7 protein-coding genes are annotated in these 17,493 nt (G+C 63.1%); all 7 read right to left on the bottom strand.

Features of this window, described 5'->3' with window-relative positions; all coding sequences use genetic code 11:
* Positions 1–36: 36 nt before the first annotated feature.
* Positions 37–1,335: a hypothetical protein gene (locus GDJ97_RS03060; RefSeq protein ID WP_152069733.1), complete on the bottom strand. Its 1,299-nt coding sequence runs from the start codon at positions 1,333–1,335 to the stop codon at positions 37–39.
* 110 nt (positions 1,336–1,445) lie between these two features.
* The gene (locus GDJ97_RS03055; protein ID WP_152069732.1) at positions 1,446–1,760 is read right to left on the bottom strand and encodes a hypothetical protein; all 315 of its coding nucleotides are present in this window, start codon (positions 1,758–1,760) and stop codon (positions 1,446–1,448) included.
* A gap of 80 nt (positions 1,761–1,840) precedes the next feature.
* The gene (locus GDJ97_RS03050; RefSeq protein ID WP_193221289.1) at positions 1,841–7,513 is read right to left on the bottom strand and encodes a Spy0128 family protein; all 5,673 of its coding nucleotides are present in this window, start codon (positions 7,511–7,513) and stop codon (positions 1,841–1,843) included.
* 413 nt (positions 7,514–7,926) lie between these two features.
* A complete protein-coding gene (srtB, locus tag GDJ97_RS03045) occupies positions 7,927–9,060 on the bottom strand; it encodes a class B sortase (protein WP_226808760.1) in 1,134 nt (377 codons plus the stop codon).
* A gap of 92 nt (positions 9,061–9,152) precedes the next feature.
* On the bottom strand, positions 9,153–9,623 hold the full coding sequence (gene purE, locus GDJ97_RS03040; protein WP_152069730.1) for a 5-(carboxyamino)imidazole ribonucleotide mutase: 471 nt from the start codon (positions 9,621–9,623) through the stop codon (positions 9,153–9,155).
* 72 nt (positions 9,624–9,695) lie between these two features.
* A complete protein-coding gene (locus tag GDJ97_RS03035) occupies positions 9,696–10,745 on the bottom strand; it encodes a Fic family protein (RefSeq protein ID WP_152069729.1) in 1,050 nt (349 codons plus the stop codon).
* Between the two features lie 220 nt (positions 10,746–10,965).
* On the bottom strand, positions 10,966–17,421 hold the full coding sequence (locus GDJ97_RS09695) for a discoidin domain-containing protein (RefSeq protein ID WP_152069728.1): 6,456 nt from the start codon (positions 17,419–17,421) through the stop codon (positions 10,966–10,968).
* Positions 17,422–17,493 lie beyond the last annotated feature (72 nt).

The following is a 17,493-nucleotide window of genomic DNA, read 5'->3' as shown; positions in this document are numbered from 1 at the left end:
TCGAACCCGGTACCCTTCACCTTGCCGGCGCGGCAATCAAGCCTGGTGGGCGTTCACGCGTGTGGAGTCCTTCGGATGAATCGTCATGCTCTCAAACCGATTGGACATGAACTCGTCGTCGAAGTGCCGCGCGTAGAACTCCTCCACCGGCGAGGTGGGTTCGATGCCGCTCACCCGCTCGAACCAACAGTCCAGCGCGCTCAGCGTCATCACGGCGTTCACCAGCATAAACACGGTGACCACCGTGGTCAGCGAGTAGCGCATCTTCCAGGGGATGAGGTTGATGATGTCCAGCAGGCGCGGCAGGACGAGCTTGATCCACACCAGACCGAGCGCGCCCCAGATGCAGGCGAACGGCGTGCTCGTGCGCCCCTGGAAGAGCAGGGCCACCGGGTCCGCCAAGCCGAAGATGGTGGTACCGGAGTAATCCCAGGCCACCGCGCCGAAGGAGAGCTGCATGAACATGCTGACCGCGGCCTCGAACACGCCGCCGATCACCGCGCTCACCAAAAAGATGATGATCGGGTTCGCGCGGTAGAACCGGTTGAGCGCCGCCGTCAGCAGCACGGCGCCCACGCCGTAGATGGGCGAGAACGGGCCGAAGAGCAGGCCGGCGCGGTCCTGGTAGACGCCCGGGTCGACCACCACCATGTGCCAGATGACCTCCAGTACCAGACCAACCAGGCTGGCGATCATGAACACCCAGAACAGGTTGAAGAAGTTCAGCTTGATATAGCCGTCGCCCTCGATGTCACGACCGAGCATGCCCTCCTCGGCGGCGGCGCGGTCCTGCAGGTCGCTCAGTCTGCGCTCCAGCTCGCGCTCCTGCTTGAGCGATGGGTCCACCGTGGCGGAGAGCGCCAGCAGAATGGCCAGCTGCACGGCCGGGCGGATGAGCTCGGTGCCCATGCCATCGAGCATGATGTCGCAGAGCAGCTGCCCCAGCGTGACGACCACGAGCGCGTAGGCCCAGATAGCGGCGTTGCGGCGCCGGTCCTTAAAGAGCGACCAGCCCAGGTAGATAAGGCCGACGGAGCCAACCAGGGCCAGGATGGCGCCGACGACGCCCACGATTACGGTCAACGTGGGGTCGTAGTTGGCAAGCGAGTATTCCGGGTTGGTGAAGACGGCCAGCAGGATCAGCGTGTAGAAGATGGCGAGCAGCGGCACGGACACCACACCGATCACCAGACAGAGCACGCCGTATATCTTGACGATCAGCGGCAGTCGGCGCTGCTGCTCCGGCGTGGGGATGTTGGGATTCAGGCCGTTGACGGGGCGGTCGACGGCCGTGGATTCGGTTTCGGGTGTCGTCTCGGACGTCGTCTCGCTCATGCATCTCCCATCGCGCTCGTTTCTGCCAAATATGATAGTCGATAAGCTGACTTGGCAGAATCAGACGATGCCGCGGCAAGCGGACGGTAAAAGGTGCAAGGGTACCAGGTTCAGACCAGCCCGGCATCGCGCGCGGCGGCGAGGACCGCCAGCCCGCGCTTGGTGAGCGCGTAGGTGTTGGCCAGCTGTGCGCCGTTTTCCAGGTGCTGCTCGTCCACGACCAAAAAGCCGCTCTCCACGCTGGAGACCACGGCGCGATGCACGGTCGCGGCGCTCGCGCCCACGTTGGAGGCCAGCTCGCGTGAGGCGATGCTCACTGGCCGGGTGGGGCGCTTGGAGGCACGGTCCACAGCGTCAAGCGTGCGTATGTCGATATCGCGCACCAGAACCTCGGTGGGTACGACCAGCCGTACTCGCCTTGCCATGTGACTTCCAACCCTCTCGTGCAAAGGCGCGCGGGGCGAGGCTCTCTCCCCCGCTCCGCGCGAAAAACCTAGCTATCTACCTATCTGCGGCCCTTCAGGCACAGGGCCACGCCCGCTCCGATCGCGCCGATGGCGACCACCACGCTCGCCACAATCCCGACCATGGTGTCGTCGCTGGTCTTGGGCAGCTGCTCTTTCTTGACCTCGTCCTTGGGCTGCTTCTTCTGGGGTGGCTGCTCGTCCGTCTTGCCGTCGTCCTTGGGCGGCTCGGCGTAACTGTTCTGGAACACCGGGGCCGCGTCGTTGTCATAGGTCACCTGGGCCTGGAGCTGACCCGTGCCGGAATCCGTCACGGTCACGACCACCTTGTATGCGGTGTCGTCGTAGGTCACGTTGGCCTGTTTGTCGTCAACCTCGCTCACCTGATAGGTGTAGATGCCCGTCTGCTTGAACGTCAACGTGCCGAAGTCAACGCCGCCGTCCACATCGTTCTTGGCCGTCAGGTTCACGCCGGAGCCCGTCAGCTTGAAGCTGAACTGGCCCGCCGTCAGGTCCTTGCCGGTCAGCACCTTGCCAGCCTTGAAGCCCACCGTCGCCGGTGCCGCCGCGTAGCTGTTCGCGAAGGTTATGGGCGCCTCGGCACCATCCTTGGTGGTGGTCACCTGCGCCACCAGCGCGTGCGCAGCGGCGTCCTCCGTCACGGTGATCGTCACGCCAAAGGTCGCGGCGTCGTAGGTCACGCCTGCGGCGGTGGTGCCGCCGGATGCCTCACGCACCGTGTAGCGGTAGGTTTCCGTCTTGGTGAACTCGAGCTTCTTGTCAAAGGTCCAGGTTGCAGCCTCGCCGTCCTTGGCGTCGCCGCTCGTTGCGGTGTCCACCACGGTGCCGGAGTCGTCCAGCAGCTCGTACGTGAACTCACCAGCCTTGGCATCGCGACCGGTCAGGGTCTTGGTGCCGCCGATCTTGGTGTCGCCAGCGGTGGGATCCACCGTTACCGGCGTAGGCGTGTACGTGTTCTTGAACACGATGCCGCCTGCCGGTACGCCGGTCACGTTCGTCACCGTCAGCATGCCGTCCTGGTCCTCCACCGTGACCGCCACGGTGTAGACGGTGTTCGTGTCATAGGCGATGGTGCTGTCCTTGCCTGCCAGCTCGCGCACCTCGTAGGTGTACGTGCCAGGAGCCGTGTAGTTCAGCGTACCGAACGAGAAGGCACCGGTGGACGCGTTGGTCGTCGTCTGCACGTCACCGGCCGTGCCGCCAACAGGCGTCAGCTGGAAAGTGAACTCACCATCCTTGAGCGAGCGCTGTGCGGACGGATCCGTACTCTCCAGCACCTTGGTGCCAGTCAGGGTGTATGAGGTGGCCTTCGGGTCGTATTTGTTGGTGAAGTCCAGGCGCCCCACCGTGGCATCGGTCGTGTTGTCGCCCTCCACGCGCTGGACCTTCGTGTCGGTGATCTTTAGCGTGCCGTTCTGGTCCTCCACCGTGAAGGTCACGCCGTAGCTGGCACCGTCGAAGGTGAAGCCGCCCTTGGTGGCCTGTACCTCGCTCACCGTGTAGCTGTAGGTCCCAGCAGAGGTGAACTGGATGGGATCGAACGTGTAGGAGCCGTCCGCCTTGTTCTGCACCGTCTGGACATCGCCCGAGGCACCCGCGCCCGGCGTCAGCTGGAAGCTGAAGTCGCCGGCCCGGAGCGTGTAGCTATTACCCTTGCTCGCCTGCACGATCTTCTTGCCACCCAGCACGCCCGCGGTATCCGAGGAGACAGGCGCGGGCTCGTAGCTATTGGTGAAGACGATGGAATCCTTGGGGGCGCCGTCCTTCGTGATGGTGCGCGCGGCCTCCAGCTTGCCCTGCTTATTGTCCTTCACGGTGAAGGTCACCGTGTAGACGGAGCCGTCGTACGTGTAGCCGTTCAGCTTGCCGCCCTGAGCGTCCTGAGGAACATCCTCGGTCACCTTATAGGTGTAGGTCCCGGGCGCGTCGAACGTGAGCGAACCGAAGTTGAAAGCGCCGGTATTGGAGCCCGCGGTCGTCGGGGCCTCGTTCGTCGCAGTCGTGTCGGTGGGCGCCACGGTGGTGTTGTCGATCGGCTTGGCCGTAAAGCTAAACTCCTTGGCCGCGAGCTTCTTGTCGCTGTTCACGGCCGTCAACACCTTGGTGCCCGCGAGCGCACCATTGGCGTCAACCGTTACCTGCTCGGCCTGGTAGGTGTTGGTGAACTTCTTCTTGTCCACGCTCACGGTAACGCCCATCTGGCCGTTGCCGTTCTTATCCGTCACGGTAATCTCCACCGTGCCTTTGCCAGTGTCATAGGTAATACCGTTCAGCTTGCCGCTGTCGGCACCCTGGGGCACGTCCTCGGTCACCTCGTACGTAAACGTCTTGGTCTTGTTCTGCGCGTCCTTCACCATGTCGTAGGTGAAGTTGATCGTGCCGAAGCTGAACGTCGCGGAGGCGCCAGAGGCAGGCTTGGAAACCGTGGCGGTCGTATTGTCCACGCCGTTCTTCTGCGGCAGCGGGGCGCCCTCGGTCACGGCCTTCAGCGTGAAGCTGAAGTTCGTGTTGTCAAAGGCTCCGTCTGCATCCGACCAGCCGTTGAACTCCTTGGTGAACTTGACGTCGGTCTTGGCTGCCTCAGCGTCGGGCACAACCGTGCCGTACGTGTTGGTGATGGTGGGGTTGGCGCCCTCGGTGGCCTCAGCCTTGAGCGTGCCGTCGCCCTGGTCCTTCACCTTCACCGTCACGGTCTTCGGGGTGGTGTCGTAGGTGATGCCGCCCAGGCTGCCCTGCTCCTCGGTGATGGTGAACTTGAAGGTGCCGGCCTGTTTGAAGGTGATGTCCCCGAAGGCAGCCTGGTGGTTCGCGGTGTCGTTCTTGATCGTGATGCTGTCAGCGTTATCCGGCAGCACGATGTTCTTCGCGTCGAGCGCGGCCTTGGTCGCAGCATCGTTTTCGTCGGCCGCCAGCTTGAAGCTGAACTCATCGCCATCCTGCCAGTCACGGCCGGTCAGCTCCTTGGTCACTTTCAGGTTCTTCGCACCGTCGAGCGTAGCCTCACTCACCTTGTAGGTGTTGGTGAAGCAAGCGGCGGAGACGGCGTTAGCCGTGATGGTGCCGGTATCGTTCTTCTTGTCGGTCTGCTCGAAACCGGCGGGCATCTTGCCGGCCGAGGTGTCCTCGGTCACCGTGTACTGCGTGCCGGCGGCCAGGCCGTACACCCTCAGGGTCTCCCCGTTCTTGAGTGTGAACGTCGAGCCGTTGTTCACCGTAAACTCGTCGCCCACCTTGGTGGTGCCGTCCTTGGCAAACACCTGGGCCTTGAACGTCTTGTCTGCGGCAAGCGCGTTACCGCCCTTGTCCGTGAGGCCAAGCGCGAAAGTGAAGTCCTTACCGTTCAGGAAGTCGTCAGTCACCGTCAGGCCCTCAGCAGCGGTAGCCGTCTTGGTCACGGTCAGCATGCCCGGGAGCTCCACGGCAACGCGGCCGTTATTGCCCAGGTAGGTATCGATCTGCGACCACACACCCTGGTTGGCCCAAGTGGGATTGTTCACGAGGCCTGCCGTGGCGGTGGTGTTGCTGGTCTTCTGAAGACGCGTGTCGTTCACACGCACTGTGCGAGCGGTACCAGCCTTGATGAAAACCTGGTTGTCATCGTTGCGGCCCCACACCGTGCCCTCGGCCTGGTCGAAAATACGACCAGACACAGACTGGATGGTCTGGTTCTCCTTGGCTGTTTTGTCGCCCTCGAGCGTGTAGAACGTGCGCGGATAGTAGTAGGTTGCGGTCGTATCCGGCTGACTGTCCGTCAGCGGAATCTTGCACGCCTCATCCTTATAGAGGGGCGTATCAGCCGTGAAATAGTAGAAGCTGTTACCCTTCGCCGGCTCGAAGCCCGCGGTGGTATCGCCGTTGTCGGCGCCATTCGCCTTCGTGTAGGCGTTGGAGTAGAAGTAGACGGAGCTGCCATCGGTGGACGTGTTGGCTTTGATGTAAGCCTTGAGCGCGTCGTCCGGATCCGCGAGGTTCTCGGCCAGCTTTCCCTTGAAGTCAGCCTTCAACCCCACCGTGTAGTTGACCTTAATCGGGTCGACGTGGGTAACCGTCATGGTGTCGTCATCGGTATCGACATTGAACTGGCGCAGCGGGATGAGCTGGGCGGGAATCTGAACCGTCACTGTATCGCCGGTCTTCGCATCGTCGACGCCGCTCTTGGTCACGGTGATCTTGATGTTGCTCAGGTCGCCGCTCTCGTAGACGCCGTTGCCGGGTGTCGCACCCGTAAAGGTGTAGGTGGTCGTGTTGCCCTGTGTGGACGAGCTCACCTTATTGAAGGTCTGCCCCGCATAGACGACCGACGTGAAGTTGCCGACCTCCATGTAATCGCCGAGTTTATCGGTGAAGGTGATATAGCCTGATGCCGCGCCGTCCTCGTCATTCGTCACCGTGGGGGAACCGGTGCCCTCATTGATCTCTTCGGAGATGCTGCTGAAAACCCGGGAGAGTTCATGGGAGTTGGAAGCTGCGAAGTAGTGGTCGCCCTTCGCGCGGTCGCCCAAGGTGCAACTCCAGGTCGATGAAGTACCAGACCCATTAGACCGGGCTGTCGCCTCGGGATAGTTGCTCGAGACGGCGTTCATGTACTTGTTGAACGGGGTGGTCGTGTCCGAGGGGTTTGCGCCCCCAAACACGCCGATGGAGTAGACCGTTGCATCCAAATCCTTCTTGAGATTCGAAGCGGCGTTAATCGCGTCGGCGGCCACGTTACCCCAGAAGCCATTCTGATGGTTTGGCTCTCCGTCGGTAAAGAAGATGACGGCCTTCTTGGAGCCCTTGCGCCCGTGCTGGGTCAGCTGGGTTTTCGCAGCTTCAAGGCCTTTGTCGGAAGCGGTCGCACCGCCGGAAGCCACTTCGCTATCCACCTTGTTCTTAAAGCTCTGCTTGTTGTCATTCGTGACCGTCTGAAGATCCTGGACCACCTTTGCCGAGGAATCATAATCGATGATCGACAAGTTGTGCTTCTGGACCGTATCGCTGAGGGCAGCGTTCTGGGTAGCCACGCTATCGATGAACGAGTTCACGGCGGTCTTGAGCGCCTGCAGCTTCGTTACGTTCGAGGTGACGGCCTTGTAGAACTGGACATGCGTGGGGTCCGTGTCGTTGGCAGAGGTCTTGGGGGTGTACCATACGTCATTTTCCGAGTCGCGCCACGCGTAGACGGCCGTGAGTCCGGATCCGCTCTTCCGCTTCCATTGGACGTGCACCTGTTGACCGTTCGCGTCATAGATGTAGTAGCCGTCCTGGCCCCATTGCTCGCCTGAACCGTTCCAGCGGCCCGATGCGGGAATCCCATACGCCGCCTCATACGAGGTCATCTTCTGTTTCATGGAGCCCGAAGAGTCCAACACGAGCACGATATCCAAGGGCGTCGTGCTCGTGGAGGAGAGATTGGAAGTTGATGAGAGCGCAGAGAGACTCACGTTGAATTCGCCGTCGTCGGCGTCCGTGACGGTCTTGTCCGTCCAGATGCGGCCAACGTTCTCGGTGCTCCGGCTGATGAGGTCCATCCAGCTATCCGTCGTGTCGGGATCCACAGCCGTCGTGGCACCGTCCGGCAGGTCCGCCTGCGCGGACACGCCGAACATCCCAGAGAAGAACGAGGCGATGTCATCCAGCACGCTCGCCCGCGCGGCGGGGACCGCGACCGTCATAGTGAGCGCAAGCGCCACGAACAAGCCGGCGGCTGCCATGCGCAACGGTCGCCGTGCGGCGTTGCCGCTCCGGTGCCTACGAGTGCCTTCTAGGAGGCACCCCCCCCCCGTTTGGTTTTTCGCTTCAGCGCCCATCACGACATTCCCCTCATCCATACGACACGGCCGTCTATAGGCAGAATCGGCAGAATCCACCTAAAAACAGTAATACAGGTATTGATTCTATAGACCGGGAGGGTCTTTTGTGGTTTACACCGATCGTTGATGTCAGCGGTTAGTCAGTGTTTTGATAGGGGGGGGGGGACTGATACTAACTTTATACCGGTCAAATAGCCTATAAGCGATGGTTCGTCTTGAACTGTAAACTGAAAGCGCCAGTAAGAAGAATTCACATTTTCTTCATATACGCGGGCTGTAGGGGGAGGGTGAAGAGGCTGGGCGCGGGCCCCGCGCTACGCGGCGGGCTGGTCGGTCGTCGCTGTGGTAGCGTCGGTGGCCGCAGCCGTGCCATCGGTCGCCGCGGCGGCGTCCCCGCTGCCCGCGGCCGACGCGTCCGCGCGCGGCGTCGCCTGGTCCACCGTGCACACCATGACTGCGCGCGTGGTGCGGGGAATAATCTCGCCCGCGCAGGTCACGAGCGCGAGCACCTTATCCGCGCTCTGGATGCGCTCGCCTGCATCCGACGCCTTGGCCTTGGCTTTCGTAAGACCCTCTTGCAGGTACGAGGTGAAAGCGGCAGCGTCCCCAAAGTTCGCGACCCGCGCGTTGTTGTAAGAGTCCTCCACCTGCATGGTGTAGAGCGGCTTGAGCTTGTAGGTGGCGTCGCGCGTGATGTAGTACACGTTCTTCACCGTGTCGAACGCATCTTGGGAAAGCGTGTTGTCGATGTACTTGAACATCGAGCCGTCGTTCATGTGGTGGCCGTAGATGGTGGTCTGCTGATCGACCATACCGGGTGCGGTGTCGTCCATATCCATGAAGATGGTACCGACGTTGTTGTCGTTGGCGCTGAACAGCTTGTGCAGGTAGGTGCTGTTGTTGTCCGTCTGCACCACGGGGTAGTTGATGACGGTGCCGGGCACGTAGATCCAGCCGACCACGTCCGGGTTGATGGCCGCAAGCGCGTCGAAGTCGATCTGCGGCACGCCGTCGCCCGAGGTCTCGGTGATCGCCTGCTCCTGAATCTTTTGGTAGGAGCTCGACGCTTCTTTATATCCCAACTGGGCCTTGATGAAGATGCCGGCAGAGGTTGCCAGCAAGGCGACGCCCACCACGATCAAGATGGTCGAGATCACCCGACGCGCGCGGCCGGTCTTTTGGGGCTGGGCAGCGCGGCTGTAGGGCGAGGCGCCGGAACGCGTCGCCGCACCGGATCGGGCCGTGCTTGCGCTCGCGAACCGCGCGCCGCCGGCAGCGCGCGAACCGGAGGTCCTGGTATACGAGGACGGACGAACCGGCTGAACGCCGCGCGCGGACGTCATCGCCCGCGGCGCCGGCTGCGCTTGCGAACGCGGTTGCGAAGAGTGCGGCGACGCCGCTCCCTTGGGTGCGAAGTGCGAACCGCCGCTGCTCTTCTTGGAATCCATCTCGCTCCTTCGCTCCTTACCGGTGATTGAACCGGGATCGCTCGTCAGTTACATGCATCGTGCAACCAGGCAAACGCGGCCAACGCAAGGCCTTATGCCTCGGCCATCTCCTGCTTCATGTCCTCGATCACGCGACGGTACTCGGGCATGGTGGCGCCCAGAATCTGCGTGGCGTAGATGGCCGCGTTCTTGGCGCCGTTGATGGCCACGCACGCCACGGGCACGCCGGAGGGCATCTGCACCATGGAGAGCAGCGAGTCCATGCCGCCCAGGTCCGAGGTCTTCATGGGCACGCCCACCACGGGCAGCGGCGTAAAGGCAGCCACAACGCCGCCCAGGTGCGCGGCCTTGCCGGCGGCGGCGATGATCACCTTGAGGCCGCGGTCGGCCGCGGTTTCGGCCCACTGGTGCACCTTGTCGGGCGTGCGGTGCGCGCTGGCGATGACCAGCTCATAGGGCACGCCGAGCGTCTCAAGCTCCTCGGTGCACTTCTCCATGGTGGGAAGATCGGATTTGGAACCCATGATGATGCCCACGAGCGGGGTCTTCTCGGTGTCGGCCATGCTGCCTCCTTGACGTTTGGTCATATCCGTCCCAGTATACCCGTCGCACGTAAACGGCGTGCGCGGTAGAGGTTATCGTTTGAGCACGTACCGCGTTCCGCGACCCGCTCCCATCTTCTCGATTCTGCCCGCATCCAGTAAAGCCTTGAGCACGCGCTCAACGGTCACGGCGCTGATATCGGGCAGCTTCAAAAGCAAATCCCTCTTGGTAAAGGCTCCCAGCGTTCCGCAGATCTCTTCCTCTACGCGAGCAGCCTTATTGCCGCTTGCACCCTCCATGGCAGAAAGCCTGCGATCGAGCTCACGATACGCACCGGTCACCACGCCGAGCAGGTATTCGACGAAGGGCCGGTAGTCGTTTGCACTGTCCTGCCAACCCACCGAACTCAAGCGCAGCGTCTCGTAATAGCTCTGCTTACTCTCCTCGATAGCCCGCTCGATGCTGATGTACTTTCCGGCGTCGTAGCCAACCTGATACAGCAGGAGGAGGAAGAGCAGGCGACTCATCCGTCCGTTGCCGTCGTTGAACGGGTGAATGCTCGCGAAGTCGAAGGTAAAGACCGCTGCGAGCAACAGCGGATCGACCCGATGTACCGTAAGCGCCTCCGCATAAGAGCGGCAGAGGTCCTCAACTGCAGCGGGCGTCTCCAGCGCCGAGGTCGGTTTGAATCGAAGACTCGTGCTTCCATCGGCGTTCACCTGAACGATCGCGTTGTCCGCGTCTTTCCACTTCCCGCCAAACCCCAAGCCCGTCGAAGCAAAGAGGTCGCGATGCAGCTGCAAGATCACCCCCGGGGAAACGGGAATGAGGTCATGGGACTCGTGGATGAGCGCAAGCACGTTCCTATACCCAAGTATCTCCTGCTCGTCGCGGTTCCGGGGAGCCACCCGCTCGCGAACGATCCCAGCAAGACGGGAGTCGCTCGTGTAGATGCCCTCGATACGGTTCGACGCGCCCGTGCTCTGTATCAGGGCGACCTGCCGGAGAGACTCAAGGGCGTCGGGACGAAGCCCCTGCATCGCCGACTGCCTGCCCCGGTATTCGTGGATCGCCGAAAGCGATGCCACGATCGCAGGCGTCAGCAGGGAGTCAAGCTGTTCCGGAACCAGGAACCTCCTCATAGAACAACCTCATCTCTTGCTTAATTGCATCATTTGAACCATATTTGATGCAGATTATAGAGGCATGAGGCAATTCTCGCATGCTCATGCCTTGCAAAAAGAGTCTGGTGGGCGGGGATGAACCGGCTCGTTCGCGCGCCGCCGCCTCGCCGGCGCGCGGGTCAAGAAAGAGGACCGTCCCTGCGGGCGGCCCTCTTCTCGAACGTCACCGATGGCGGTGCTACCGCTTGCGGCGCTTGAAGATCGCGCCGGCCGCGGCGCTCGCCGCACCGCCGAGGGTGAACAGGAGCGCGGCGATACCGCTCGCGTCGCCCGTCTTCGGCAGCGCGTCCTTACCGGAGCCGGGTTTGCCGGCCGCGGCATCGGTCCCGGGCTTGTTGCCCGTGCCAGGCTTGCCGCCCTCGCCGGGCTTGCCGCCGGCACCCTGGTCGGTGAGTCCATCGATCGCGAGCTTCAGCTGGTCGTAGGCAGCCTTGATCTCCTCGGGGGTCGCGTCCGGGTTCCCGGCCACGTCCTTTGCGTAGGAGATCGCGGCAGCCAGCTTGCGGGCGCTCTCGGGCGTCTTGCCGGAGGTATCCAGGCCCTCGGCTTGCTTCACCAGGTCGTTCAGCTCCTTGACGCCCGGCTTCTCCACGGGGGGAACCTCAGACTTGACCAAGCCCTTGTACGCAGCCTCCAGCGCGGTCTCGCACTGCGTCACCTCGTCCTGCGTGGCGGAGGCGTCTGCCAGCAGACGCTTGGCATCCGCCATGGCGAGCTCGAACGGCTTCCAGCTCGCCTCGGTGTAGTCCGCGGCCTCGAGCTTCTTGCCCGCGTACTCGTCGTAGAGCTTCTGCAGCGCGTCCTTCTTGACCTCGCCCTGCTCCTTGTGCTCGGAGCCGTAGAAACGAATCTCACTCATAGAGCAGTACTCGTCGATGGACTGCCCGCCGGCGTGCAGCACCTTCACCATGACATAGCGGGTCTGGGCCGCGCCAAAGCTCATCTGCTTCCACTGGTCGCGGTTCTTCAGCGTGACGCCGTTGTTGTCGAACTCGAAGGTGCCCATGACGACGCCGTTGCCGCCCTTCAGCGTCTCCACGGAGTCGCCCACGATGACCTGCGCCTCGAAGATGTCTCCGTTGGTACCGCCGTCCTGGCGCGGCAGGAAGGTGACGTCGGTGAGGTCGTAGTCCTTACCGAGGTCGAAGATCACGTACTGGGGCAGCACCGGGCCGTTGTAGCTGCTGTGCCAGATCGTGGACTCGTCGTAGTCGAGCACGCCCTCGGCCGGGCTCTCGCCGGCCTGGCTGGACTTGTCGGCAACCGACACGCCGGAATCGGCCTTGGTGTTGATGAGGGTCTTCTCATCGATCTTCCGCATCTCGAGGCCCTCGATGGCCTTCTCGATGGCCGTGGTGGCATCCGCGACCTGGGTCTTGGTGTACTCGCCGGCCAGCAGCTTGTTGGCCGCGGCGACGGCGTCGGCCAGCTTGGCATAGCTCTCGGACGTGTAGGCGTCCTTGCTGTAGCCCGCGGCCTTGGTGAGCGCCGCCTGCAGCGCGGACGTGTTCACGCCCTCCTTGACCTCGAGCTCGTAGCTGGCGGTCTTGGAAGGATCGAGCTTGGACGCCACCGTGATAGTGACCTTGCCGGGCTTGTTGCCGCGGGCGTAGTACTTCACGTCGTCGCCGTCCTGCACCGCCGAGATGCTCGCCACGGACGGGTCGGAGCTCTCCACCGTGAAGTAGGGGTAGGCGTTGCCGTCGGTGGTGACGGTGGCCTTGACCGGCGTAAGGTCATCTACGTAGATGGACGTCTTGTTCTCACCCAGCTCGACGGACTGCACCTTGGGCGCAGACTTGACGTAGTTGAAGTTGATCTCGCGCAGGGTGAGCATACGGTTGTCGGGAGCCTCCGCATCGGACGCCGTGCCGGTGGAGGTCAGCGGCGTGATGTCGACGCGCGTGACCTTCTTGGCCTTGTTCGCGTCCGAGACGGTGAAGGTGTAGACGTCCTGCTGGGTGTCGTACTTGCCGCCCGCGAACTCCTGCACGGTGCCATCCTCGAAGGTGATGCTCGCCTTGATGCTCTTCACCACGCCGTTGCCGGCCGTGCGGGAGAGCACCTGCACGTCGCTCATCACGCCCGGCTTCTTCATGGCGAAGTGCAGCGTGGTGGGGAGCTTCACGTAGCCAGGCAGCTTGCCGTCCACCTGATTGGCCGCGATATCCCACTTGAACTCGAACTCACCGCTCTGCTCGTCGCCGTCGAACAGCGGGGCGTAGCCGTTCGTGTTCTGGAGCAGCTTGGCCGCGTTAGTGCCGTCGTCGCTCACGAGCTTGTCGTTCGTCATGGTGATGTCGAACGCCTCTTGACCGTACTCGGCCTTGGTGTCGCTGGGTACCTCGGGGAACGTCACGGTACCGTCGTTCACGGTCTCCTTGAAGTCCTCCTTGGGGCCGATGACCCAGGCTGTGGAGGTGATGCTCGTGGAGGACGCCTTTGCCTGGGTAGCGATGCTCGCCGTGGAGGTGTCGGCCTTGGCGCGCAGCTTGAAGCTCGCCACCACGCCGGAGCCGCTGTAGAGCTTCTGGTCGCCCCGGTTCAAGAAGGCCAGGTTCACGCTCTGGATGCCATCCGTGAAGCCGCCCTGCGCCACGGAGAGGTTCTCCATCTGGGAGATGGAGCCGTCCTGGGTGATGCTGCCGGCCACGAACTCGAACTTGGAGCTGTCGTAGTGCACGAGTGCGCCGAGGGCGTTGGCGTTCTTCACGTCGTCCGCGAGCACGTCGACGCTGATGACGTCGCCCGCCTTGGCGTCGGTGGCGCTGGGCACGACGGCCACGTTGCCGTCGACTTTGCCGGTCTTCTTGGTGCCGCCGTCCAGCGCGCTCATGGTAAAGGACATGTCGTAAGCGTCGAAGGCGCCGTTGAGGTTGTAGTCGGCGCCGTGCTTGGCCACATGGGTGTTGAACTGGTCGACCATGGGCTCGCGGTTCTCGCGGCCCAGGCAGTTGCCCTTGAGGTGCTGGTAGGCCGCATCGGTCACCGTCGCGCTGCCGTTGATAGCGCCGATCTGGGAGCCGGTGGTGCCGTCGACCTTGTAGAGCGTCATCTCGGCCGCGGAGAAGAAGCCGCCCGTGGACTGCTCGACCGTGAGGCGCAGGTAGCGCGCCGTGGTGCCGGCGAGGTTCACGGTCTTGGCGGCGAGCTTGTCCGCACCGGAGTTATCCCAGGTGTCGGTCTCGTGCTCCTGCCAGTGGACGCCGTCCATGCTGGTCTCGAGCTTCATCTTGCCCACGTTGCCGTTGCCGCCGTTGTCCTGGCGCGGCACGTAGACGAACTTGTCAAGCTGGTAGGCCTTGCCGTAGTCGATGGTCATGGGCTCGCCCACGGCGTCGCCGTTGGTGGAGTGGAACATCTTGTCGTCGACCTTGTGGTCGAAAGCGTTCTTCACGGCGCCCCAGCTATCGCCCTTCGTCCAGGTGATTGTCTCGGGCTCGGGGGCGTTTCGCCACGGGTCCTTCAGCGAGGTCGAGGTGAGGACATCGCTCCACTCGGAGTAACCGTTCTCGCCGCGGGAACGCACCTGGTAGACGTGCGTGCTGTTGTAGGAGAGGTCGGTGTGGTTGTACTCGGACACGTCCCCCACGGAGAAGACGGTGCCGTCCACCTTGAGCTCGTACCCCGTGGCGCCCTCGACCTTGTTCCAGGTGAGCTTGATGCTCGTGGAAGTCTTGGTCTCCTCGGCTGCGGCCAGGCCCGTCGGCACAGCGAGGTTCTTGTCCAGGCCGATCGTGGGCAGGTGGCCGTCGTTCTCAAAGCCCTTCACGGTGAGGGTCTGGGCGCTCTTGGACACATCGGTCTTGGCGAACTTCACGTACAGCTTGGGCGTGGTGGTGATGGCGGTCTTGGAGAACTCCTCGTTGCGAACGGCCTCGCTGTCGGAGGTGGCGTTGTAGTTGAGGTTGGGGGTCTCGTTGTAGAAGTACACGGCCTCGCCCGCCTTGGGCTCGGCGGCCTCCAGGGCCTCCTGGCTGTTCACCTTGGTGAGCTTGAGCTGGGCGTCACCGTTCTTGGCCACGAGGCTCTGGGGCTCGGCGGAGGCATTCACCACGAAGGTCGTGGTGCGCTCGGGCTTGTAGCCCGTGTAGCTGCCCTCGGACTTCTTGGCCGTGAAGGTGGCCGTGTCGCCGTCCACCTGGGAGGTGTAGGTGGTGGACACGTGGCTGCCGTAGGAGATGTTGTCCTCGGTGCCGTACGCCTCATCGGAGGTGTCCGTCTTGTTCTGGATGTAGGTACCCGTGTCCTCGTACTGGGTGTAGCTACCCTCGCCCGCCGTGGCGAAGAACTCCACGTCGCGCTTGGTGCGGTCCGTCTTGTTTGGGTTGTCGTTGGGCTTGTACATCGGAATGATGGCGTTGGCCTTCACGAACACCGGAAGCTTCCAGATGGGTGCGTCGAAGTTGTTGAGCACCTGGCCGCCGCGGTACTGCTTGCCCGTCCAGTAATCCACCCAGACGTCGTCTTCGGTGCCGGGCAGGTAGATGTTGTTGCGGACGTCGTTGCCGTCGCCCAGGCCGCCGTTGGCGGCGTCGCCGTCGGTGTTCTGGTAGATGGGCGCCACCAGGATGTTCTCGCCCAGCGTGTACTCGTACTGCGTGGCCGTGCTCGCCGCGTACTCGGAGTTATCGGACAGCAGGATGGCGCGCACGATGGGCAGGCCCGCGTCGCCGTTGCCGGTGTCGATGTTCGCCGCGCTCGCCGCCGTTGTGTAGATGTAGGGCATGAGCGAGCTCTTGAGCTTGAGGTACATGCGGTTGATGCCCGTGTACGGGTCGCCGTAGCTGTAGGGCATCTTGGCGTAGGAGCCCCAGCCGTCCATGTCCAGCATCAGCGGGGCGAAGGACTTCCACTGGTAGTCGCGGGTGGCGACGATGGGGTTACCGCCCCAGATGCCGTCCATGTCGGAGCCGATGTTGGGGTTGCCCGAGAGGCTCTGGCCGATGAACGTGGGCACGTGGAAGCGGATGTACTCCCAATTGCCGCCCGTCTGGTCGCCGGTCCACACGCCGGCGAAACGCTGGCTGCCCGCCCAGCCGTCCAGGGTGACGATGTTGGGACGGATACCGGAGTCGCCGTCCCTCGTGGTGACGATATCGTAGGCGGTCTTGGTGCCGTTGAGGCCGAAGGAGTAGCCCGAGCCCACCCAGGCCACGTCGGTCTTGAGGGTGGTGACGCCGCCGGTCTTCACCTCAGCGGAGAAGTCGCGCAGCGTATGCCAGGGAGTGGAGGCGTTTGAGTCGGGCGAGAGGTTCGACTGGGTCCAGAGGCCCGTCTCCACGCCCTTTTCCTTGGCGTAGTCGCGGAAGCGCTTGAGGTTGTCCACGTTGGCGGCCACCGCGGCCAGGCGCTCGGCGGAGCTCGAGCCGTCGGCGTTCACGCCGCCGGTGACGTCGTAGCCGTTCTGCCCGTAGCCAGCGCCGTAGCCGTCGTTGGGCAGGAAGTAGCCGAGCGACATGTCGTAGTCGAGGTACTCGTCCACCACGGCGCGCGCGGAGTACTTCTCGTCGGTCTTCACGCCCTCGGGGATGTTCTGGGTGGAGACGGTGGGCGCGTCGCCGTTCAGGGTCTCGACGGTGGAGCCAGCCTCCATCTTGGTGCCGGTGCCGCCCTTCTCGTAGCGGGTGGTATCGGGCGTGGCCGAGCCGGCGGCGCTATGGCCCCAGATCCTCCACGCTCTATAGCCGCTCTGGGCGGTATCGGACCACATGTCGCGGTTGTACGCGTTGTAGTGGCCCAGGTAGAAGGCGTAGGCAGGCAGCAGGACCGGATTGCCCGTGACCTTGAAGTAGTCCTGGAGCAGGTCCTGCGCGACGTTCTTGTAGCCTGTGGCGTCCGTCACGAAATAGTAGGCGTCGAACTCGTCTTCCTGATGCTCGGCCACCACCTCGTCGCCCGTGGTCTTGCCGAAGTCGTAGCCGCCTTGCGAGAAGGTGTTGCGCAGCACGCCGTAGCCGTCGCTCGTCCAGTAGAACGGGTTAGGCGAGGACACGCCGCCGTCCACGTACGTGTTGTTGTTCACGATGTCGATAGACTGGCCCGTGTGGATGAAGCGGCCGTTTTGCGTGCCGCCGCCGAAGAAGCTCTCGCCGCCCTCCTTCTCCACCGTCTGCGTGGTAGCGTTATCGGTGAGGGTGAGCGCCTGCTTCTCCCGCATCACGGTCTTCTCGCCGACCTTGACGGACAGCTTGGCCGTGGCCTTGTCCAGCACGACGGTGGTGTCGCCCGAGGTGATCTCGAACGCGTCGCCCGCGTCCTTCACGGTCGCCTTGGGATGCGCGTAGCTGCTGGAGGTATCGGGCTGCGCGGGGATCTTGGCCGTATGGTCCTTGCTGCGCGGGGTGGCGTATTCGGAGAACTCGCCCGAGGGGTCCACGTTGTAGCGGAAGATACCGTCCTCGAGGAAGGTGATCTTGCCCTGCACGCCGTCGTTGAAGGTCACGTTCACCACGTAATCCTTACCAGAGTCGACGGTCGCGGCCTCGACGGACTTCAGGGAACCCGAGTAATCGGCGTAGGCAAGGTTGGGTGCCACGAGCGGGCTCGCGATGGCGAATGCCACGGCCGCGGCGGCGAAGATGCGCCTCACCGCCCCGGGGCGCTCACGGTGGAACGGGTCAAGATTGGCCATGGGGTCGTCCTTTCTAACGATGGGCGCAGCCGGCGCGCCCGGATCTTTCCTGCAGCTTTTGGTCCCATCCGG

It is taken from the genome of Collinsella sp. AK_207A, assembly GCF_902501965.1.
Classification (GTDB): Bacteria; Actinomycetota; Coriobacteriia; order Coriobacteriales; family Coriobacteriaceae; genus Collinsella.
The sequence above is the reverse complement of the archived record's forward strand: the minus strand, read 5'-3'. Positions and strand labels throughout refer to the sequence as shown.